We start from the raw sequence: 23,005 nt of genomic DNA, 5'->3' as shown, positions 1-23,005 counted from the left end.
ATTATGAAATTAATTGACATGTTCCTCAAAGGCGGATTAGTAATGTGGCCAATTCTAGCATGCTCTATAATCGGGTTGGCTATTGCGATAGAAAAATTTATTGTAATTCGTAAATCAAAAATAAATGTTCCAGCTTTTTCAATTAAGATCCGGGGAATACTGAAGAAAAAAGATGTTGCCAGCGCAATGGGGTATTGCATGGAAGAGAAATCTCCAATCGCAAATATAATCCGGCGTGGTTTAAAGAAAATTAAATTTGGGCGAAGAAGAGTTTTAGAAGCAATTGAAGTCGCCGGTAAACAAGAAATTAGTAAACTTGAAAAAGGGCTTTCAACACTTGCAACTGTTGCCGGAGCCGCTCCAATGTTAGGTTTTCTTGGTACTGTAACCGGAATGATTGCCGCATTTATGAAAATTCAAGAACTTCAAGGAAGTGCAAGTCCTGCGGATCTCGCTTCGGGTATATGGGAGGCACTGCTTACCACCGCTTTCGGTTTGTTTGTTGGAATTCCAGCGCTTGCACTCTATAACTATTTTGTAAGCATAATTAATAAAATTGTATTGGATATGGAAAGGGTTGCAACAGATGTACTGGATGTGCTGGATGAAACTGAAAAAGATTTTACCGAAGATGAAGAAGCGGAGTTATAGGAGCAAAAATGAAAATTGAATCTTCACACAAAGTTATTAGCATGTTCAATTTTTCGTCTCTTACAGATATTGTTATGCTGCTTCTGATCTTTTTCCTCTTATCGTCTCAATTTGTAATGCAGACAGGAGTTAAAGTAAAGTTACCGGGAGCTAAAAATAATGAACAAGCACAGCCGACAAATTTTTCAGTTACGATAACTGACCAAAATAAAATTTATGTAGGCGCTGATGAAGTAAGTTTATCCTCCCTAAGTGCGAAATTGTCTACTGCCAGGTCGAGTAATTTAAATGAAAATTTGACTATACGGGCTGATAAATCGGTAAGGATTGATATAATAATCAAAGTAATTGATGCTGCCAAAGGAATCGGTGTAGATAAATTCACAATTCAAACGGAAAAGATTAGTTTCTAATGTTGATAAAAGAACCTCGAAACATATCGTATGTGATTTCCATATCCTTTCACATTTTACTTGCAATTATTTTTTTGTTTATTAAGATGTCTACCGATTCTCCTGCCGAGGATTATTTATTAGTCGGTTTTGGCTCAGGCAGCGGATTAGGCAACCCGAGTTCAATAGGGACTACAAAGACTATAGATGAGAATAAAACCACGCCGGAAAAAAGTGTTGATAAAAAAGATAAATTAAAAAAAGTTGATCTTCCAAAAGCGAACCAGACAGACGAGAACAATGTAGTTGTTAAAAACGATAAGAAAAAAGAAAATTCAGAAATTGCTACATCTGAAATAAAACCTCTTGTTAAAGGAGACAATAAAAAAACTGGAAGTGAGATTGGCGGCGAAGGTGACGGCGGATTCGGATTTGAACTGGATTTTGGCGGCAAAGGTGTGAGAAGAATCTATAGTTACAATTTACCTGAATACCCTGAGGGCGTTGCAAAAGAAATTGACGTTAAATTACGCTTTACAATCTTGCCGGATGGTACCGTAAGTAGAATTGTTCCTCTAATAAAAGCAGATGCACGCTTAGAATTTGTCGCCATCAATTCATTAAAACAATGGCGGTTCGAACCTTTGCCGTCAAATGCAAAACAGGTTGAACAAACAGTAGTTATTATTTTTCCTTATCGTCTTCTGTAAGATTATTTTGAATGTGCGGTTCTTCTTTATAATAAAATCTGTAAAAAAAGTATTCTCCAATTGAAAGAAGAGAAAGAGAAATTGCGTCTGCATCGAATTGAAGTCCAAAACCTTTACTGTCAATAAATAATTTTACTACCGATGTCGATATCGACCAGCCAACAGCAAACAGAACAATTATCAAAGCGAGATTAATGAAAGCAGAAGAAAGCGATTCGTCTTGCCATTTTTTTGTGAAGATTACAGTCATGAAAATTAGATGCAAACTGAAAATTAGTGCAGTTATCATTTTTAGGTTAGCTTGTGGTATTATTTAATTTGTTATTTATTATTTGTGCACCAACCAGACCTCCAACTGCTCCAAAAATTGTATTGACAATAAAATTGTTAATCAGAACTGAAAAAGTATAAAGCACGGAAAATCCCTTAGTCAAAATTTCTTCCCGTACATTCTGAAAAAGCTTTAACACTTCTGTCTTAATTTCCGGACTGACCGCGAAACTATTTATCATCCTTTGCAATTCCGGAAAGGTTGCTATTATGTCATTATTTTTTGTAATAAGAGTAATAAAAACTTCAAAGAAACTTCCAAACAATGCCGCATAAAGACCCGTTACAATTCCAAACATGATTGCTCTTTTAGAACCGATTTTTTCTCTGCTGTTGGTTGCGCGCTGATCAAGCATTAGTGAAACAAACGCTGCCAAAGGAATTATAAAGCAGCACGAAAAACTTCTTAAGAAGGGAACAATTAATAAGACTCCTGCCCCAAAACCACAAACTAATGCAGAAAGATATTTTTTCACTGAGCTCTCAATTTTTCAATTCTATAATTAAATTATTCAATCCTTTGTAAAGATATAAAAATCCGACCGAACCTAAAAGTAAACCGCTAACAAATGCTACTGGTTTTGAGTAATGATAGATATTTATCGAGTACAATATAACATCAGCAATCATTGGTATTGATGCGTAGAGTAAAAACTTAATTGGAAAATTTCTTTTATAATCTTTAAATAAAAAAATCATTGAGACAAGCAATAATCCGAGATAAATTCCGGTGCAACGTGCGCAAGTTAATGTCTCAGCATGATTAAATATCATCAACTTCGCTTTCTCCTGATGACAGACTAGCGAGTAAGTTTTTTGAAGAAAGGGAAGGGCAAATAAAAAATGGTTGTCGAGGGTAATTAACCATTCTACAAATATTCCTGCGAACCAAATTAAGAGGACTAAAAACAAGGCAAGTCTATATTGAAAACGCATAGCAGCAGATCAATCTTTTAGAATAATATTAAAAATAAAGATCGAGTTCTTTGTAAGAAGGTAGAGCTTGTTGTTGAATACAAGTGTATCAACTATCTCCTCATCTATATTCGGTTTAAATGTGATCGGGTTAAAATTTCCTGTCTCAAGATTTGATTCGTAAAACAAAATTATGTGCGATTTATCATTTACCGTAATATTCTGAAATGAAGCGTTAATATTTTCCGGAATGATTTCTAAATTAATTTTTTTTATACCGTTGCCAAACTGATCGAATACCACTAACCAATTTGCATCAACAACTAATATTTTATTTCTTGTAACTGCAAACTGTTTGGGAGATGAAAGAGAATAGGCACCGGCATCAAACCCTCCTATGGTAAGTTGGAATTCTCCTTTCATATTATATTTTAATATTCTGTTATTGTCGGAATCAAAAATAAATAAATCTCCTTGAGTTGATACAGCAGATCCGGTTGGATATCGGAATGCATTCCTGTCATCATTCGAATTTTGAGTTGAGAATTGAGAAAGAAAATTTAAGTCTTTGTCGAACATTTGAATACGGTTGTTATTTTTATCGGAGACGTAAACATTTAATGTATTGGCATAAACATCAATGGGGTCATCGAATGAAGATTCTCCCCAACCGTATCCTCCAATTGATTTTATTATTTTTCCAAGAGTATCGAGTTTTATAATTTCATTCTTACCCGGGTCGGATACGTAAATAAATCCAGCCGGATTTATAGAAAATGAGCTAGCGGCATTAAAAGCGCCAATTTGGCCAAATGATACCAGATTTTGTGCCGAAACGAGCTTAATAGCAGTAAAAAGTAAAATTAACAGGTAATGTTTTAGTTTCATACTATCCTCAATCAATATCTAACGTAAAATGGCAAATTAAGTTAGGCATACTTTCTGAAAGAAATTTCTTACTAAAAATAGCGAATTTTATTAAATTTGCTTAGGTCAGAATGTCCAAACCGAAAATAACATAGAGGAAGCAATGCAAAGAATAATATATTTATCATTTGTTTTCCTAATTATTTTTTCCTCGTGTAAATTAAAAGATGGTTCATCAACATCCAACCCTACATCTCCGGAGGATTTAACACTTAGTATAACAAATCCAAATGGCGGGGATATATTATCTGTTGGAACTTCATACCAGATTAAATGGAGCGGTACGTCAACTGCTTTGGTGCGAATTCAATATTCAATCGATAACGGTACAACTTGGAGTTTAGTTGTTGATAGTTTAGCAAATACAGGTGTTTATACTTGGTTCCCAATTCCTAATAATATTTCAAATCAATGCAGAGTTAGAGTTGCTACTGTTGATGGAGTTATAAGTGCACAGAGTGCGAATCCTTTTTCGATTGTGAAAAATTCCAACAAAATTTTGAAAATTGACTATCCTATAGGAAAAGAAGCTTGGGAAGCCGGTAGTGCCCAGCAAATAAAATGGTACAGTATAAATGTGGATTCAGTTAAAATTGAGTACACTACAAATAACGGTCAGTTATGGAACTTGATTGGTGTTGATAAGAAAAATACCGGAGTCTATTATTGGGCACACATCCCGAATACACCTTCTACTCTTGCAAAAATTAGAATTACAGATGCGAAAGATCAAACTGTATATTCTTTAAGCCCAGATCCATTTACGATTTTACCGGAACCGATTTTACAAGTGACCTCCCCGAAAGGAGGGGAAAGATTATATGCCGGAACTGTAAAAGAAATTGATTGGCATTCGGAAAATATTGAGAAAGTTAAAATTGAGTTTACAACAAACAATGGTGCAAACTGGAATTTTATTGATTCAACGGCTTCAATTGGATTTTATTCTTGGTCGATACCTACTCAAATAAATTCTCAACCAATTAATTCTCAGAATTGCAGAATAAAAATTTCCGATGCAAAAGATGGTCAACCATTTGCTGTAACCGATAGTGTATTTACAATTTCTACTTTAGGAACCAGATCAGTAAAAGTATTATCTCCAAATGGCGGAGAAAGATTAATAGCTGGTTCAACCCAAGCTCTTTCATGGATTGCTGATGGTATTCAATCTGTGAAAATAGAATATACATCAAACAGCGGTCTAACATGGAATCCGGTTTCTGAAACAAATGTTATAAATAAAGGCACTTTCGATTGGTTCCCTGTTCCAAACATTACTTCCGATAAATGTAAAATAAAAATCACAGATGCACAGGATGCCACGTTTTTTGATGAGAGCGATAATTATTTTGCGATCACTCCAACACCGCTTATAACGGTTACAACTCCAAATGGCGGAGAGTACTGGCAGAGCGGTTCAAACCAGGAGATTACATGGAAATCTGAGAACGTTCCATTTGTGAAGATTGAATTTTCGTCCAATGGACTTGCAGACTGGATTACAGTTGCCAATTCAGTTCCAAGTACAGGTTCATATTTCTGGAATAATATTCCGAATATGAATTCATCACAATGTAGAATTAAAATTACTGATGCTACATATGGCAGCCCAGTAGATGTTTCAGATAATAATTTTACGATCTCTAATCAGGTTATTAAATCGATCAAAGTACTTACTCCTAACGGTGGAGAAGATTGGGAAGCAGGCACCTCACAGAATATTACATGGAATTCTTCCGGAATTGCTAATGTAAAAATAGAATTGTCTACCGATAAAGGAGCTAGCTGGGGTGTCATAGTTGATAATTACGCAGGTAGCGCCTATGAATGGAATGTTGGTGAAGCATTGAATTCAACTTCGTGCCAAATACGCGTAAGCGATGCTACTGATCACAGCATCTCTGATATTAGTGATGCTGTATTTATAATTTCACCAAGAAAATTTATAACGGTTACCGGCCCGCAATCTGCAATTTATAGATCAAGCGAACCAGTTAGGATTACATGGGATGCTGGTGGTATTCAAAATGTTGGGATCAAATATACAACGACTAATGGAATAGCAGATGCTAATAATCCAGCTTTTTACGAACTAGCAAAAGTGGGTGCGGGACTAGGATCTTATGAAGCATACTTCTCATTACCATCAGATAAATATTTTGTCGTGGTGTATAATGCCGATGAAGGATCGAATGGAATGCCGAGCAACAATAGCCCTGGTTTTACTATTATATCGTTTACTCCAAAAGTTACTGTAATAAGTCCAAATGGAGGTGAGCAGTGGTTGGGCAATGACCCGAATATACCTATCACAGATCATCAAAAATATCATCCGTTTGAAATTAAGTGGAATGCCGACAATACTGAAAAAGTAAAAATTGAATGGAGTACAAATGGCGGCGGAAGTTGGTATGTTGTCCCTGGTGCTGATAGTACGGCAGATGACGGTAGTTATGTATGGGCTCCAGGTCGATTGGATAGTCCTGTTGTACCGGATAGTTCTGATAATTGTAAAATTAGAATAAGTTCCGCAGACAAAGGCGGTACCACGTATTCTGATGTTACAGACGGCTATTTCTCGATTCATAAAAGTAAAAAGATACAAGTAAAATATCCGAATAGCGGTGAAGATTTTTACAAAGAAGATGCACTGAAATATAGGATGGGAATTACCTGGACTAGTTACGCAGTTCAAACAGTTAACATCTATATTAGTCTCGACAATGGTGTAACTTGGGCACCAATAGCTGCAGATGCAAGTAATGCTTCTTCGTTGAACTATCCGTCTACTGGACTCTTTATGTGGTATTATCCGTATGACCAGGCTTCAGGTCCATATTCAAACAACGGAAGAATAAAAATAGTAGATGTTGACGATGATAAAGTCTGGGATATAAATGATGTACCGTTCTTGCTAAATATGAAAAGACCACAAGCATCAATAGTCCCTAAATCTAATTCACCAATAAAAATACAGAAAGTTAAATGATGAATTAATAGTTAAATAGGTATGTATTCTTTATAAAGGTGTTTCTAATTAAAAAAAGGAACACCTTTTTTTATGAAATATTTATTTTACAAAAGAGTCAATACATTATTGAAAAAGATATTAATCGTATGAAGATCGTTTGGTTTCTGCAGTAATGTTAATTATTTTTGCCTAGAATTTTTATTGCCCCGTAGTGTAATTGGCAACACGTCTGACTCTGGATCAGAAGACTTCAGGTTCGACCCCTGACGGGGCAGCTCTAAAAGCTTTATTATTAAATATAATCAAGCTTTTTTGGTTTACTCCGGTTTTAAGCCGAAATCTGTTTTAACAATTTCAATTTTGAAACTTAACTGGTGATTGCCACAACTATTATAGATTTTTCAAAACGCATGCTTTTTAATTTACAGTAAATTTATTCCTCTACCATACAACCTGAAGAAATAATTTTATCTTCCAGATTCAATGTAAAGAAAAGAGTGATTTCCACACATCAATTTTGTTTCATCCTATAAAAACAAATTTCATTTATTCCAGATGAAATCAATTCCGAACATTTTTATTCATTTCATTCACTCTTCTTATTTTCTTTTGTGAAATTCATCCATTGAAGCCCGACAATCTCAAAAATTTTTACGCACTAATATTTAATTGAAGAATACGATTCGGATTAAGTATCAGATCAAATTAATGATGAATCAAGTCGTACGCCTTTTGTCTTTTAAATTTTCCATGAAATAAAATAATTGACAAAATGAAATAAATAGTATAAGTTGTACCAACAACCCAACAAGTTCGGCTTTTTTAGAAATCTAATTGATAGCAAGATGAGGAGGTTCCATGAAGAAATTGGCAAGGCTAAAAATCATTCTGATTTACTTCCTGTTTTTTATTTGTACCGGAATAACTGCGCAAAAGCAATTAAAAATTGTTTCACTTGCCCCAAACTGGACGAATATAACTGCAGCCATTGGAGCGACAGATAATTTAGTGGGTGTCACCAGATATTGCATTTTCCCGGATTCAATTCCGCGCTTAGTAAAAGAGGGAAAACTTCAAATCGTTGCAGGATTTATGGATGTTGATTTCCAAAAAGTAAAGGATCTTAATCCGGATATTATACTTACATGTACAGGTGTTCAAGCAAAGATAAGAGATAGATTTCTTAAAGATGGTTATAAGGTGATTCACATGGATGAATCAAGTTTAGAAGAAGTCTATTCGAAGATTTTGGAATTTGGAAAATCGATTGATAAAGAATTGTCTGCTTCAAATTTAGTTAATGATATAAAATCAAATCTTCAGATTGTCGCTAATAAGTATAAAAACTATCCAAAAGTAAGTGTTTATTATGAAATAAATTATTATTACAAGTGTGCGCCCGGAAAAGATTCTTATATCACAGAACTGATAAGAATGGTAGGAGGCGAACCAATATTTTCTGATAGAGCCGGCATCGCGCCATCTGTAAAATGGGAAGAAGTTGTTAAAGCAAATCCGGATGTTATTCTTATTCCGATTTGGGATAAAGCAGGCGGACCATATTTCGAGGGAGAAAAAGTTGGTTACGGTACCACTACACCTTTCGAGATTTCTGCAAGAGTAGAAGCACAAAATGTTAATGCAGTAAAATCTGGAAAGGTCCGCTATATAAATTCGGCAAAGACCAAACAGGCCGGACCTCAAATACCGATTGCTGCAGAATTGTTTGGCAAGACAATCCATGCGGAAGGAGACGTGGAATTATTGAAGATTGATAAGGTGCCTGAAAACATGGAAACAACTTTTTCAAAATTGTTCTTTTTCCTTCCATTTGTAATCAATGAAGAACATGTCGCATATGTTAGAAAAGCACAAATGAAATAATTAAAGGAACATTGATGGAATTAAATAGAAATAGTGTTATGCCGCTTTATTATCAACTAAAAGAAATCTTAAAAGAAGAAATTGATATCGGGCAATATAAATCTGGAGAACGGATTCCATCCGAAAATGAATTATCGTCATTGTTGGGAATAAGCAGGAATACTTCAAAGCAGGCAATTGCCGATTTGGTGGCGGAAGGAATTTTGTACCGAATTCAAGGTAAAGGAACATTCGTCTCTGATAAGAAAATCTTAACGGGTCTTACCGAAGCTTTCAGTTTTTCGGCGGAGTTTAAAACCAATAATGCTAATCTAATCACACGTGTGGTATTTGCGGAAGAGATAATAGAAAGCAAAGAATCGTTAGAGTATATAAAGTTAAAAAAGAGTACAAAATTATATAGAATTCAACGGCTCCGTTTGTTGAATGATATTCCTGTTGCATTGCAAACATCTTATATACCGCAATTTTTTTGTCCGAAACTTCTGAAATTTGATTTATCTCAAAATTCTTTATTTGATATACTAAATGAACATTATAAAGTAACATTTGATTATTTCACAGAAAAATTGGCGTGTGTAAAAGCTGATCAATATGAAGCCGAGTTACTGAAAATTAAGAAAGGAACCCCAATATTTCTTTTAACTAGAAAAACTTTTACGAAAAACGACGAGATAATTGAAGTCGCCAGATCATTCATGCCCGGCGATCGATGTGAATTTTATTTCAAACACGGTGAAGAAGTTCGGATTGAACTTAATAACGTAGCAAAAGGGTAAAATGACAATATTAACCCCAATTCCTGAAGAAGAAATAAGTATTAATGAGAAGAAATCATTTTGGTCTTCGAAACGTATTGCAAGGATGGCAATCTTTATTGCAATGAGTGCAGTCGGTGCGATGGTAAAAGTTCCAAGTCCAACCGGAACGGTTGCCCTTGATGCGGCATTCGCATTTTTCTCCGCCATAGCTTTCGGGTGGAGAGAAGGGGCAATAGTTGCCGCACTTGGACATTTACTTACAGCGCTAACTACAGGTTTTCCACTAGGTTTTCCGATGCATTTATTTATTGCTGTACAAATGGCTGCATGGGTATCAATTTTTGCTGTAGTTTCAAAAAAGATTCATATATGGTTCGGCGCTTTCATTGGTGTAATTCTTAACGGACCCGTTTCTTCGTTACTTGTAATTCCAATTGGCGGAATTGGATTGACGGCTGCTCTAATACTACCGTTAACAATCGGTGCAATCATTAATGTATTTATAGCTGTAACGGCTTATATGATAATCAATAAAAGCAAGATGGTGGCGTAAGATGATCGAAGAAATAATTTTGAATAAATACATTCAATTGAAGGGGAAAAAAGCAGGAGATGGATTTGAAGTACGCCAGGTGCGGGATTTAGTAATTACTGAATTTACAGATGATTTCTGGATGATTGTAGCTTGTGATTCTGACGGCGGCATCGGACCAAAAAAACTTGATACTGTTTATTCTTCCGGTTATGACTTAGGTCGTTTAGGTGCCCGTGTTCCGATTATGGAAATTCTAGCTTCGGGTGCCGTTCCGATTTTAGTTGTAGATGTACTTTCAGTTGAAATGGAACCAACGGGAAAAGAAATAATCCGCGGCGTGAAAGATGAAGCAATTGACGCCGGGATGAACAGTAATATTATTATCACAGGTAGTACGGAGGATAACGTTGCAACAATTCAAACAGGAATGGGTGTTGTAATCATTGGATTGATTCAGAAGAAAGATTTTAGACCCGGCAACAGTATTGCGGGAGATTCTGTTGTCTGCATTGGTATTCCAAAATCCGCACCGGAATTTAAAGTAGTCTTTTCTGATTCTGAAATAGCTGACCCGCGTACTATTAATGAACTTGGTAAGTTAGATTTTATACATGATATACTCCCCGTCGGGTCAAAAGGAATCTCACATGAATTTGCAGAGCTGGCTAAGAGTGCGAATCTTTTTCCTAATTACAATCAGAATCTGAATGTTGATGTTTCTAAATCCGGGGGACCTTCAACTTGCTGCTTGGTTTCATTGCCTAAAAATATGATTGATGTTTTAAGAGAGAAAATTGAGAAGCCAATGTTTACAATTGGAGAATTAAGGAACCGAATATGATGAAAGCATCGCTTGATAGAGGTTCTATTCTTGTTGATATAGAAAGATATCGATATGAAGATGGTATTTCAGATACACTAAGTAAACTGAATTTTAAAGTTTCTAAAGGCGAGTTTGTCGGTCTGATGGGAAGAACCGGCGCTGGTAAAACTACTACATTGATGCTTTTAAATGGATTGATCCCTCATTTCTTTGATGGGGTTTTTGATGGAGAAGTAATTTCAAATACGATGAATACGGCAAGATACCGTGTGCAAACACTAGCGAGATTTATAGGGTTAGTAATGCAGGACCCGGAAACACAAATATTCGGAATCACAGTTGAAAAAGATGTCGCATTCGGTCCGTCAAATCTTGCTTATGGAAAAGAAAAAATTTTAGAGCTCGTTGGAAAATCATTGAAAGCTGTTGGACTACAAGGGTACGAAAACAGATTAACAACAGAACTTTCTGGCGGAGAGAAACAGCGATTAACAATTGCGGGAGTTCTTGCAATGGAGCCGGAAATACTAATTCTTGATGAACCGACTTCTGAACTAGATCCGGCGGGAAAAGTTGAAATATATAAACTGTTATCAGACCTTCGAAATGACCAACACGTTACAATACTCATTTCCGGACATGATTCTGAAGAAATGCTTCAATACACAGATAGAATTTTAGTTCTAGATAACGGATCAATTGTTTGGGAAGGCAAACCGGAAAATCTCTTTTGCAATTTCGAATTAACCGGAAAATTTGGAATTCATTCACCCGAAGCTGCCGAAATCTTCTATAAACTTAACAATGATAAAACGTTCTCGAATAATTCTATAGTTACAAATAACAAACAATTTGTTGAACATTTTTTTGAGAAATACAATTTCAACTTCGATCAAAATAAAAATATTCAAAAAGTTAAAAAGGATATTACTGTTAATTCAGTGATTGAGGCACGTGACATCTCCTTCTCATATAAGAAAGGGCAGTTGTCATTGCACAAAATAAACGTAAAGATAAATAAGGGAGAGTTTGTTGCGCTGATTGGCAAGAACGGTGCGGGAAAAACAACTTTTTCTAAACACCTTAACGGCTTGCTAAGACCAGATAGCGGACAAATCTTGATTAACGGTAGAGATATCAAGGCGATCTCGACTGCAGAGTTGAGTAAAGAAGTCGGATATGTTTTTCAAAATCCAGATCATCAAATATTTGCGGCGAATATTTGGGAAGAAATTGATTACGGTCTGAAAAATTTATTTTTGACTGAAGACGAAAGGAACAAAAGAATTCATGCGGCTTTGGAATTTGTTGGATTAGAAAAATTTAAAGATCGCCATCCGTTTACTCTTGGTAAAGGTGAAAGACAAAAATTGGCAGTTGCCACAATCCTTGCCATGGAGCCCGGAATTTTGGTAATTGATGAACCGACTACCGGTCAGGATTGGGACGGTACAAAAAGAATGATGGAGATGCTCGAAAAGCTTCATCATAGAGGTCATACAATTTTGGCGATAACACACAATATGCGGTTGGCTGCAGAATACGCAGACCGTGTAATTGTTTTTTCTGCAGGGAAAATTGTTCTTGACGGAACACCGAAAGAAGTTTTTTATCAAGAAGAAATTCTTAATTCTGTTTCAATTACGCCGCCCGATAGTGTATTAATCGGCAGTAAACTTCGTCAATTTGGTTTAAATGGTTTTCCTGTAACAGTTAACGAATTACAAAACGAATTGTCAGCAAGTATTAACGGAAAGGTAAATGTTAATTGAATATTATCCATCGGGAAGTTACATCCATAAATTAGATGTGCGAACGAAATCATTAGGTTTCTTAGCTCTCACTTTAATTTCCTTCAGTTTCTATTCACCTATTATAAATTTTTTATTGGTTCTATTATCTTGGTACATTCTTTATGTAATGAAGACACCTCTTTCAAGAGTTAAACAAATCTTGAAACCACTCATCCCAATTTTCGTAATCATGTTAGTTATCACAGGGTTTACTTATCCATCGGCAAATTTTCATTCCGATCAGAATAGGAAAATTCTTTTTACACTTTTACCCGGCGGCTCTGTACCTTTCTCAATCGGCGGATTATTGTATGGACTGACTCTCGTATTAAGAATTTTTGTGATGATTCTCGCTTCTACAATATTCACTTTCAGCACTTCAATTGAAGATATTCTGCAACTCCTCAAAAAGATAAAAGTACCGCATCAATTAGCTTTCGTGATTGCAACTGGAATTAGATTTATTCCTACAATGCAGAAAAAATCTGAAATGATACAAGAAGCCCAGAGAGCTAGAGGCGCAGAAATTGGCAAAGGTGGAATTGTAAAAAGTATTAAATCATACATACCCGTTCTTATTCCAATGATAGTTGATTCGTTGCGTATGTCGGATAACCTGGCAATCGCAATGTTAAACAGAGGATTTGGTGCAATGAAAACCACTACAGATCTTCATGAAATAAGAATGAACGGGCAAGACTATCTTATCTGCATCGGATTGATTTTACTAATTTTTGCCGCTCTTTGGGCAAGATCACTAAATATAGGAGCTTTATAATGAAAGAGTTTTTGTTAGATAAAGAAGTTATATACAAAAAAACACTCGGCTCATTGCTTGGTGTTGCCTACGGCGACGCATTCGGTATGCCCACTTCTTTGTGGAATCCGGAGATGATCCATAAATATTTTCCAGAAGGAGTTAATGAATTACTACCGGCTCCAAAGGGTCACGTAATTCATGATGGAATGTTGGCTGGACAAGTAACCGATGATACGCAACAGACATTGCTTCTTGCAGATCTGTTCATTGAAGAGAAAAAATTTTCCAGGCATGGTGTTGCAAAAAAATTACTTGATTGGGCTAAAAGTTTAAACGCATTTGAAACATTGATACTCGGACCAAGTTCTTTAAAAGCATTAAAGATGATTGATAGTGGTGTACCAGTTGAAGAAACCGGTCTAATGGGAGATACTAACGGCGCCGCAATGAAAATAGCGCCGGTAGGAATTGTGCACCCAGGAAATTATGATGCTGTAATAAGTGATGTTGCCGAAATCTGCATTCCTACTCACAATACAAATATCGCAATTGCCGGAGCTTCGGCAATTGCATGTGCAGTCGCTGCGGGAATGGCTGGGAAAGATATTAATGGATTAATAGATGCAGCTATGTATGGTGCAGAGCAAGGAATGAAATTAGGAAGACAATGGTATGGGGCTTCCATTATTAAGAGAACTGAATTAGCACTTAAAATTGTCCGTTCCGGGAAATCTGAAATTGAGATCTGGCAGGATTTATATGATTACGTAGGTGCCGGTGTCGCAATGTCTGAATCCGTTCCAACTGCGCTGGCATTGGTTGTTTATTATAGCGGTAATCCGTTGAAGACGGCATACGCTTCCGCTAACATGGGCGGCGACTGCGATACTGTAGGCGCAATTGCAGGAGGAGTAGCTGGCGCATTTTCCGGGTCGGATCTATTTCCAAATGAAATTAAAGATCAACTAAGCAGAGTAAATAATATCGATTTCGAAAAATACTCGGAAAGGTTGACAGAAATAATCGTAAGTGAAAAAGAGCAATTAGCTTAATCAAATAAAACTGTAAACAAGGAGAGAGATTGTATGATCGCGATAAAGACCAGACTTAGCATTGTTTTATTGTTTACAATTATTTTTACCATTATTTCAGCTTCTGATTTATTCCCTCAAAAAAAAGAAATACTAATTCCTAAAACCTCTCAACAAATTATTTATGGTAGGATTACAGATAAAAATGGCAAACCGTTAATTGCACAGGTACAGGCATGGCGTTATCCTTTGACAAATATAGTTATGCAGTTCGGAGATAAAAAAATCGAAGGAAGAACCGACAATTTAATTCAAATGAAATATTCTTCTGCAGACGGATATTATTCCATAAAGGTTCCAGCCGATACAATTCTACTTATCATTACTAAAGGTCCTGAATGGAATTTAGTAAAGGAGAAATTCGTAATTAAAGAAAAAGAGTTTAACGGAATCGAATATAATGCTTCTCTAAAAAAATTATACGACTTAAGCAAACTCGGATGGTTCGCAGGGGATACTCATCATCATAGTATTTATAGCGATGGGCACCAGGATCCATCGGAAATTGCACAGGCAATGAAGAGTGTCGGGTTATCATGGGGAATGCTTACTGATCATAATTCCGATACAGGGACAAAAGAATGGCTAGCAAATAAAACGAAAGAATTTATTCCAATATCAGGTTGTGAAATCTCGACAGAAGCTTCTGTTACCTCAATTGAAAACGGTTATGGGCATCTCAACCAGACTTTTATTGATAAGATGAACGCACAAAATATTTCTAATCCAAATATTTGGGCGCGAGCAATTTTTGACGATAGCAAAGATGTTCAGAATATGATTGACCTAACTCATCAGCAAAATGGATTGATCGCGGTTAATCATCCATTTCAAGCATGGGATTGGGCTGGCAGATACAAATCTTGGGGCAAAATAAAAAACTTAGATGCAATTGAGGTCTGGAACGGTGAACCGCCTCATTCATATACATATAACGACTGGGATACTGCACATACGAATATCAACACAATGGCAGTGCATGCGTGGTTCTCATACTTAAATGAAGGAAATAAAATTTCTGGAATTGCGGGTTCAGATTGCCATGATGTAACCGGTGTGACTTCTTATCCCAAAGGAGAACATTATTGGACGATTACGACTGGTAATCCAAGAACATATGCTTACTGTGGAAAACTATCCGAAGCAAATATTAAATCCGCAATTAAAAATGGAAATTTATTTCTTACTTCCAATTTTGGACCGCTTCTTTTATTTAAAGTAAACGGAAAATACCCAGGTGAGGTTATCAAAATTAGCAGTGATGGGAAAATCAAGCTCAACATTGACGTACTAGCAAATCAGAATCTGTTGAAATCGGAAGAAGGTTTAAGAATCATTTTTAACGGAAAAATTATTAAGAAATTTACTACAGATTCTTTGTACACATTCCGTGATAGTACGACAATTATTTTAGACAAGGACGGTTGGATAGTAGCCGAAGCATTCGGGCAATGGCCTATGTATTCTATTACAAACCCAATTTTTATAGATATACCACCATACGGAGATTTTATAAAGACAAAATGGGTAGATCCTATTGAAGCAACAAAGTGGAATCAATTTAGACAAAAATCTAAAATTGATCTTTTAAACGGTCCGACAAGCTGGAAAGACACTAAGGATTCAGCTATTAATATAAAAACTAAACAACAACACCACTAAACCAATGACAGGAGGTTGTACCATGAAAAGTAAGAAACTATTTCTAACTTTCTTAATAATGGCTTTTGTTTTTTGTGGATTAATATTTCCGCAAGAAACAAAAGAAGAAAGTAAGACAAACAAAGAAGTCGTCTCTGCGCAATCATTATCTAAAGAAACAAATGCAGAAGATATGGGCGAAGCACTTAAAACTATTCCCGGCGTCTATATCCGTTCCGGGCAAATTAATATTAGAGATGCAACTTCTAACAAGATTCTAATTTTAATTGACGGACAAAGAATGAACAACGCTCAAAGCGGCGGATATGATGTTACTACTATCCCGATCGATGCTATTGAGACAGTTGAAGTTTTGAGAGGAGGAAATTCAGCGCGTTATGGTTCCGATGCTATTGGCGGTGTAGTCAATTTCATTACCAAGAAAGCTAAAGAAGAATCTCATATGGACCTTGGATTAAGGGCCACTTTTGGCTCATTTAATTCACAGTTCTATAATGTTTATACTTCTAATTCGCTGAATAATTTTAATTATTATTTATCGTACAAACGTAGACAGAGTGATGGTGATTTCAAGTACACTGATTTCTATGGTTTAGAAAAAACGAGACAAAATAATTATTCCAAGGGAGACGACGGACTTTTAAAACTCGGTTACAAACTTGAAGACAATTCAAATCTTCTTTTTACCGGTCAACTTGGTCAATCTGAAACAGGGGTACCGGGTAGTGTAAAGGGATTGAAAAATTTCGCAAGTACAACTCCGAGAGCGGTTTCCTCGACTGATAATTCTTATTTTAATCTTAATTACAATACAAAAGAGATTTTCGGAAAAGCTGATCTAAATGCAAACAGTTATTATCAATATTCCAGAATCAAGTATGACGATCCCGATACATACGGCGGACCAACACATAGTGATTCAAAAGTAAATGCGTATGGATTGGAATTAACTCAAAATAATCCTTTGAGTGATTTAATTAATCTCACTTACGGTTATTCTTACCGTCATGATAACGCAAATAGTACATCGATTGGCGACAAAAATCGTAATACCCACGGTGCGCATCTTTCTGCAAATGTCGGTTTTAAAAATGTAGAATTTTATTTCAAAAATATTTCTATTATACCTGCACTTCGTTATGATGCCCCTTCGGATTTTGATAAAGTAATTAGCCCAAAAGTTAGTTTCATGTTAGCTAGTACAGACGAGTACGGTTTAAATATTGCCGCACACTGGAGTAAATCATACAGAGCCCCAACTTTTAATGATTTGTGGTGGCCGGAAGATGCTTATACTGTCGGAAATCCAAATGTAAAACCGGAAGACGGAACAACAATTGAATTGGGTTACGGTATTACTCTACCATTCATCAATACACAGATAAGAATGAATTATTTCAATAGCGACATTACAAATCAAATTATCTGGGCTCCAAGATTATCTGATGGTAAATGGACTCCTTCAAATGTTGATAAATCACTTACAAGTGGTCTTGAGTCTTATATAGGCGTGAAATTCTTTGACAGCAAATTTAAAGTTGAAGTTAACCATACCTATATGGATGCACGCGATAAAAGCGGTAAAGCAAACGACGGAAAATTACTTTTCTACCGTCCATACCATAAAGTAGATCTAAACACTGCACTTGCTATTGATATCTTTGAATTTAATATCAATTATCAGTTCCTAAGCAAACGTTTTGTAGACGCGGCTAACACGGCATCTTTACCCGATGTTAGTAGATGGAATCTGAATTTATCTGTTAATCCGAAATTATTTGATATGAAGTGGACGGCAAGGTTAGACTTTAACAATATATTTAATAAAGATTACCGTTTGAACGATGGTTATCCATTGCCGGGCAGAGAAGTAAGAATGACTATTGGATTAAGTCTACTTTAATTCATTCTTATTGATTGAAATAAACAGCAAGCAATGCACGGATGAAATATTCTGTGCATTGCTGAGTTGTAATTTACGTTTCAAAATGAAAAAAAAGATGAGGAAAAAATGAAAGCCTCAGTAATAAAAATTGTAATATTATTTTTATCCATTCTTGTTTGTAATCAGTCACTTGCGCAGAATAAAAATTCAATTTCCGGGACCGTTAAAGATGAGAAGACCGGCGAAGAATTGCTAGGAGCAAATGTTTATTTGAAAGGAACACATATCGGCAGTTCCGCAAATGAATACGGTATCTACTCAATAGCACAAGTTCCAACCGGTAAATTTACTTTGGTATGCAGTATGTTGAATTATGTCAAACAAGAACGCGAAATAACAGTTGGTGATAATGCGAATCTTAAAATCGATTTTTTACTGAAGAATGATGAAATGACTTTTTCCGAAGTTGTAGTGACAGCTACACGTAACGAGGCGCTTGTAACTTCTATTTCCGTTGCAACAGAAGTGTTAACAACTGCGAAACTTGCCGAGTCGAATGCTAAAAATGTAGGAGAAGCTCTTTCATCTATCGGAGGATCGCTGATTAAATCTTACGGAGCTTTAGGTTCACTTCAATCAATCTCGTTGCGGGGTTCAACCGATTCTCAAGTTTTAGTTCTTGTAGACGGTCAACGTTTGAACAATGCTCAGCAAGCTTCCGTAGATATGAGTACGATCCCGATCGATTTAATTGATAGAATTGAAGTTGTTAAAGGCGGTCATGCAGCACTTTATGGAAGTGATGCCGTAGGTGGTGTAATTAATATCATTACAAAATCAATGGCGAAAAAAAATCTTCTCAGCTACAACGCAAATGGCACATTCGGTACATACAACACCCGTGTTTATAATGCCTCGGTTGGTCAAGGAATTGGAAATTTCGATTACTTTGCTTCTTATAATAGAACTCAATCCGATGGTAATTTTGAATACACAAATCTGAAAGGGATTAAAACAAATCTTGTTAATGCGGATACAAAATCAGATAACATTTTTTTGAAAACCGGTTACACATTCTTTGATCATTCCCGTTTATCGGCATTTCATAAATATCGGGAATCTGATAACGGTTCACCAGGTACAACTGATTACCCGAATTTAACAGCAAGAAGTAAAATTGTAAACAATCATTCGAGTATCACTTACGAAGGATTAACTTTTGGTCCGGTTGCATTTACTCTAAATACCTACATGATGAGAAATGAATACCGTTATATAAATCCGGAAGCCTGGGGAGGGCAAGAGGAAAGCATTTACAACAGCAACGCACTCGGTGCGTTAATTCAAGTATTTACAGATCTGAACGAATTCGGTTTGCTTTCTTACGGTTATGAATTTAGGCAAGATGATCTTCAAAGCAAAAGATTAGTTGCAGAGAATGAGGTACCGTTCATTGGAAATCATCTTCGTAATGTACATAGCTTTTATTTTCAAAACGATTGGAAATATAGTTTAGATCAAGCCTGGAATTTAATAATTGTACCCGCTGTACGTCTGGATAATTATCCGGAAGCCGGCATCGGATCTCAGTTATCTCCTAAAGTCGGAATTACGTTAAGTCATAATGAAGAATGGCGTGGATCAATCAGAGGAAATATTGGCAGAGTATTCAGAGCACCAACTTATAATGATCTTTACTGGCCGGAAGATTCCTGGACTGTTGGTAATCCAAACTTAAAACCGGAGAAAGGTATTACATACGATTTTGGATTTATTGCACAATTTGTTTCTGCAGGTAGCTGGAGTATTGAAGCAACTTATTTTGCAAGTAAACTTGAGGATTTAATTTTGTGGGCTTCTACAACCGCTAAATGGACTCCGACAAATGTTGCAAACGCCAGCATTACCGGTCTGGAATCGAAAGTTACATGGCGGGGATTTGAAAATCTTATAAAAATTCAAGCATCGTATACAAATATGAGCGCTAAGGATGATAGTAAAAATCTTTCAACTTCCGGAAAATATTTAATCTATCGACCGAAAGATAAATTTGATCTCTTGCTCAATCTGAATTATGGAATCGCTTCATTAAATATTTTCTACGATTTTGTAGGAAAACGGTTTCACGATGCGGCTAACAAAATTGAAATGGACAGTTATAGTTTGATCAACGCCAATATTGGTGTCACCCCAAATCTTTTCGGAGTCAATGTTAATTTAAGGTTGGAAGCAAACAATCTTGGAGATAAGGAATTGCAATTTACTAAAGGATCACCTGTACCGGGAAGAGAAATCAGATTTTCAATTGGTATTGGCGGATCTATTACCAGCTTAAATTAAAATTTACTTTTTCTTGAACTTAGGAAATATGTTATGGAAAACGATTTTATTGTCAGAGATATTAACTTAGCTCCAAAAGGACAAATGCAAATTGATTGGGTTTCCAACTTTATGCCTGTACTGGATGGTCTATATGAGAAGTTAAAAACAACCGGGGTATTTAAAAATAAAAAAATTGCACTCTGCATTCACTTGGAAGCAAAGACTGCCTATCTCGCGTTAATAATTAAAAAGCTTGGTGCCGAAGTTTGGGTAACAAGCAGCAACTCGCTTTCGGCAAAGGATGAAGTGGCAGCGGCTCTTGCAAAAAATGGTATTCATGTCTATGCAAAACACGCAGCTACTTCTGAGGAATATTGGTCATTTCTCGAATCGATCTTGAAAAATAAAATGGATGTAACGGTTGATGACGGTGGCGACATTTGCGAGTATTTGCATGAGCATCCGGAATATGCTGAAAATATCAGAGGTATCTGTGAAGAAACAACAACAGGTGTAAACCGACTTAAAGAATTAGAAAAAGCAGGCAAACTAAAATATCCGGCAATTGCTATAAACGATGCAAAATCCAAACACCTTTTTGATAATCGTTTCGGTACCGGTCAATCAACCTGGACAGCAATCACACATTTGACCAACATGAATGTTGCGGGAAAAATAGTTGTGGTTGCGGGATATGGATGGGTTGGTAAAGGAGTTGCTGAACGTGCCGATGGAATGGGTGCTGAAGTAATCGTGACTGAGATTGATCCTTGGAAAGCACTTGAGGCAAGAATGGATGGTCACCGTGTTATGATGATGGCTGATGCGGCTCCTCTTGGAGATTTTTTTGTAACTACAACCGGATTCAGCAGTATCATCCGGATGGAACATATTTTGAAAATGAAAAATGGTGCATTCCTATCCAACGCTGGCCATTTCGATTTTGAAATAGATATTCCGGCGTTAAAAAAATCTGCGGTATCACACTCTGTTGTACGAGATGAAGTTGAAGAATATGCTCTTGATAACGGGAAGAAAGTTTACGTTCTCGCAAGAGGAGGAATTATTAATATCGCAGGAGGATTGGGACATCCGGCAGATATTATGGATATGTCATTCTCCGTTCAACTTGGTTGTTTAAATTATTTTCTTTCATCAGGTAAACTTGAACCGAAATTATATAAGGTCCCGGATGAAATTGACCGTATGGTTACTGAAGAAAAATTGAAAGCAGAAGGAATCACCATAGACAAATAATCAATAAGAGGTTTCGTTATGGATTTTTCGCGAGTAATAAGTGTATTAGCAATACCTGTTCTTATGATAATCGCATGGTCAATTTCTACGAATAGAAAAGTTGTTAACTGGCGCGTGATTATTTGGGGGCTCGCAATAGAAATGTGTTTTGCGGTTTTTATTTTTGTTCTTCCGGTAGGCGCACAAGTATTTCTTGTCGTCAATGATGTTGTCAATAGCGTCCTTGACAGCGCCACTTATGGAACGCGGTTTGTCTTTGGAAGACTTGCTTTGGGACCCGGAACAACCGCACCAAACGGGGACACATCGCTTGGTTTTATCTTTGCGTTTCAAGGATTACCGGCAATTATTTTTTTCGCGGCCTTAGTTGGTATTCTTTACTATACCGGTATCATGGGCGGAATTGTGAAAATATTCTCTAGGATTTTTTCAAAGCTAATGCGAATCAGCGGTGCGGAATCTCTTTGTGCCTCATCTTCAGTATTTGTCGGTGTTGAAGCCGGACTTATTATTAAACCATACATAAGCAAAATGACCCGTTCTGAATTAAATACAATACTCACTGCCGGTATGTCAACAATCGCATCAAGTATGCTTGCCGTATATATTATGACTTTAAAAGGATCTTTTCCAACTATTGCAGGACATCTTGTATCAGCTTCTATAATGAACATTCCGGCAGCGATTATAATGTCCAAACTTCTTTGTCCTGAAACTGAAATACCCGAGACGATTGGACAAAATGTAAAATTAAATTACAAAAAAGAGAATAGTTTATTTGAGGCAATTATTACAAATGCAAATTCCGGTGTGAAGTTGATTGTTGGAATCGGAACTCTACTGCTTGCGGTTCTTGGTTTAATGGCATTAACAGATAAAATTTTTGTTTTATTTGGAACACAAGCAAATAATTTATTTTCCATCAACATAGATTGGACATTAAAGGGACTTCTCGGTTATCTGTTTTATCCCTTCACACTTTTGATTGGTATTCCGTTTGGCGATGCTGTTCAAGCAGCAAAAATTATTGGTGAACGATTAATCTTAACTGAAGTGACGGCATTTCAGGATCTTGCACTAAATCTTGCATCTTCTGCCCCGTTGTCGCCTCGTTCTGCAGTTATGGTTACTTATGCTCTTACAGGTTTTGCTCATATCGCTTCTGTTGCAATCTATGTTGGTGGTTATATCGCGTTAGCACCGGAAAGAATGAAAGAGATGACATCATTAGGATTGCGTGCATTGTTCGGCGCAACTCTTGCGTGTCTATTAACGGCTTGCTTTGCCGGACTTTTCTTTTCTAACAATACAATATTATTAGGGCATTAGTTCT

20 protein-coding genes and 1 tRNA gene are annotated in these 23,005 nt (G+C 36.3%); 17 read left to right on the top strand and 4 right to left on the bottom strand.

The window, feature by feature from the left end; translation table 11 throughout:
- The first annotated feature begins 3 nt into the window (after positions 1-3).
- Genes NTX65_04280 through NTX65_04270 form a run of 3 tightly spaced genes read left to right on the top strand, consistent with a single transcriptional unit; the run spans position 4 to position 1,753 of the window.
- Positions 4-651, top strand: coding sequence for a MotA/TolQ/ExbB proton channel family protein (locus tag NTX65_04280; protein ID MCX6168533.1), 648 nt, complete (start codon positions 4-6; stop codon positions 649-651).
- 8 nt (positions 652-659) lie between these two features.
- A complete protein-coding gene (locus NTX65_04275) occupies positions 660-1,064 on the top strand; it encodes a biopolymer transporter ExbD (protein MCX6168532.1) in 405 nt (134 codons plus the stop codon).
- Positions 1,064-1,753: an energy transducer TonB gene (locus tag NTX65_04270; protein MCX6168531.1), complete on the top strand. Its 690-nt coding sequence runs from the start codon at positions 1,064-1,066 to the stop codon at positions 1,751-1,753. The genes NTX65_04275 and NTX65_04270 overlap by 1 nt, the downstream gene beginning before the upstream one ends.
- Here the strand turns inward: NTX65_04270 and NTX65_04265 are convergent.
- The 4 genes from NTX65_04265 to NTX65_04250 are packed head-to-tail and all read right to left on the bottom strand — an operon-like array spanning position 1,728 to position 3,886.
- Positions 1,728-2,042 carry a hypothetical protein gene (locus NTX65_04265; protein MCX6168530.1) on the bottom strand — a complete coding sequence of 105 codons (315 nt, stop codon included), beginning with the start codon at positions 2,040-2,042 and terminating at the stop codon, positions 1,728-1,730. The genes NTX65_04270 and NTX65_04265 overlap by 26 nt on opposite strands.
- Before the next feature lie 7 nt (positions 2,043-2,049).
- Positions 2,050-2,559, bottom strand: a complete 510-nt coding sequence (locus tag NTX65_04260; protein ID MCX6168529.1) for a hypothetical protein — start codon at positions 2,557-2,559, stop codon at positions 2,050-2,052.
- A gap of 7 nt (positions 2,560-2,566) precedes the next feature.
- Positions 2,567-3,019: a DUF2085 domain-containing protein gene (locus NTX65_04255; protein MCX6168528.1), complete on the bottom strand. Its 453-nt coding sequence runs from the start codon at positions 3,017-3,019 to the stop codon at positions 2,567-2,569.
- A gap of 9 nt (positions 3,020-3,028) precedes the next feature.
- The gene (locus NTX65_04250) at positions 3,029-3,886 is read right to left on the bottom strand and encodes an NHL repeat-containing protein (protein ID MCX6168527.1); all 858 of its coding nucleotides are present in this window, start codon (positions 3,884-3,886) and stop codon (positions 3,029-3,031) included.
- Positions 3,887-4,028: 142 nt separating this feature from the next.
- Here NTX65_04250 and NTX65_04245 point away from each other — a divergent pair, with 142 nt between their 5' ends.
- The 14 genes from NTX65_04245 to NTX65_04180 all read left to right on the top strand — a co-directional run bounded on the left by NTX65_04245 (position 4,029) and on the right by NTX65_04180 (position 23,001).
- Positions 4,029-6,917, top strand: a complete 2,889-nt coding sequence (locus tag NTX65_04245) for a hypothetical protein (protein ID MCX6168526.1) — start codon at positions 4,029-4,031, stop codon at positions 6,915-6,917.
- 184 nt (positions 6,918-7,101) lie between these two features.
- Positions 7,102-7,174: transfer RNA gene (locus NTX65_04240), tRNA-Gln, on the top strand.
- Between the two features lie 583 nt (positions 7,175-7,757).
- Positions 7,758-8,783: a helical backbone metal receptor gene (locus NTX65_04235; protein MCX6168525.1), complete on the top strand. Its 1,026-nt coding sequence runs from the start codon at positions 7,758-7,760 to the stop codon at positions 8,781-8,783.
- 14 nt (positions 8,784-8,797) lie between these two features.
- Complete coding sequence (locus NTX65_04230; protein MCX6168524.1) at positions 8,798-9,562, top strand: GntR family transcriptional regulator; 765 nt, start codon at positions 8,798-8,800, stop codon at positions 9,560-9,562.
- Between the two features lies 1 nt (position 9,563).
- A complete protein-coding gene (locus tag NTX65_04225) occupies positions 9,564-10,097 on the top strand; it encodes an ECF transporter S component (protein MCX6168523.1) in 534 nt (177 codons plus the stop codon).
- A 1-nt stretch (position 10,098) separates the two neighbouring features.
- Positions 10,099-10,920 (top strand): hypothetical protein, encoded by an 822-nt coding sequence (locus tag NTX65_04220; GenBank protein MCX6168522.1) that lies wholly within the window; start codon positions 10,099-10,101, stop codon positions 10,918-10,920.
- A complete protein-coding gene (locus tag NTX65_04215; protein ID MCX6168521.1) occupies positions 10,917-12,674 on the top strand; it encodes an energy-coupling factor transporter ATPase in 1,758 nt (585 codons plus the stop codon). Before NTX65_04220 ends, NTX65_04215 begins: the two co-directional genes overlap by 4 nt.
- Positions 12,664-13,473 (top strand): energy-coupling factor transporter transmembrane component T, encoded by an 810-nt coding sequence (locus NTX65_04210; GenBank protein ID MCX6168520.1) that lies wholly within the window; start codon positions 12,664-12,666, stop codon positions 13,471-13,473. Before NTX65_04215 ends, NTX65_04210 begins: the two co-directional genes overlap by 11 nt.
- Positions 13,473-14,507, top strand: a complete 1,035-nt coding sequence (locus NTX65_04205) for an ADP-ribosylglycohydrolase family protein (GenBank protein MCX6168519.1) — start codon at positions 13,473-13,475, stop codon at positions 14,505-14,507. The genes NTX65_04210 and NTX65_04205 overlap by 1 nt, the downstream gene beginning before the upstream one ends.
- A gap of 33 nt (positions 14,508-14,540) precedes the next feature.
- A complete protein-coding gene (locus tag NTX65_04200; protein MCX6168518.1) occupies positions 14,541-16,208 on the top strand; it encodes a CehA/McbA family metallohydrolase in 1,668 nt (555 codons plus the stop codon).
- A 22-nt stretch (positions 16,209-16,230) separates the two neighbouring features.
- The gene (locus NTX65_04195) at positions 16,231-18,111 is read left to right on the top strand and encodes a TonB-dependent receptor (protein MCX6168517.1); all 1,881 of its coding nucleotides are present in this window, start codon (positions 16,231-16,233) and stop codon (positions 18,109-18,111) included.
- A gap of 108 nt (positions 18,112-18,219) precedes the next feature.
- Positions 18,220-20,433: a TonB-dependent receptor gene (locus NTX65_04190; protein ID MCX6168516.1), complete on the top strand. Its 2,214-nt coding sequence runs from the start codon at positions 18,220-18,222 to the stop codon at positions 20,431-20,433.
- Positions 20,434-20,466: 33 nt separating this feature from the next.
- Positions 20,467-21,672 carry an adenosylhomocysteinase gene (locus NTX65_04185; protein MCX6168515.1) on the top strand — a complete coding sequence of 402 codons (1,206 nt, stop codon included), beginning with the start codon at positions 20,467-20,469 and terminating at the stop codon, positions 21,670-21,672.
- An 18-nt stretch (positions 21,673-21,690) separates the two neighbouring features.
- Entirely contained in the window at positions 21,691-23,001 is a 1,311-nt protein-coding gene (locus tag NTX65_04180; GenBank protein MCX6168514.1) for a hypothetical protein, read from the top strand.
- Positions 23,002-23,005 lie beyond the last annotated feature (4 nt).

The sequence above is a fragment of the Ignavibacteriales bacterium genome (assembly GCA_026390795.1).
Taxonomy (GTDB): domain Bacteria; phylum Bacteroidota; class Ignavibacteria; order Ignavibacteriales; family Melioribacteraceae; genus Fen-1258.
Note: the sequence above shows the minus strand (reverse complement) of the source record. Positions and strands in the feature narration are given on the sequence as shown.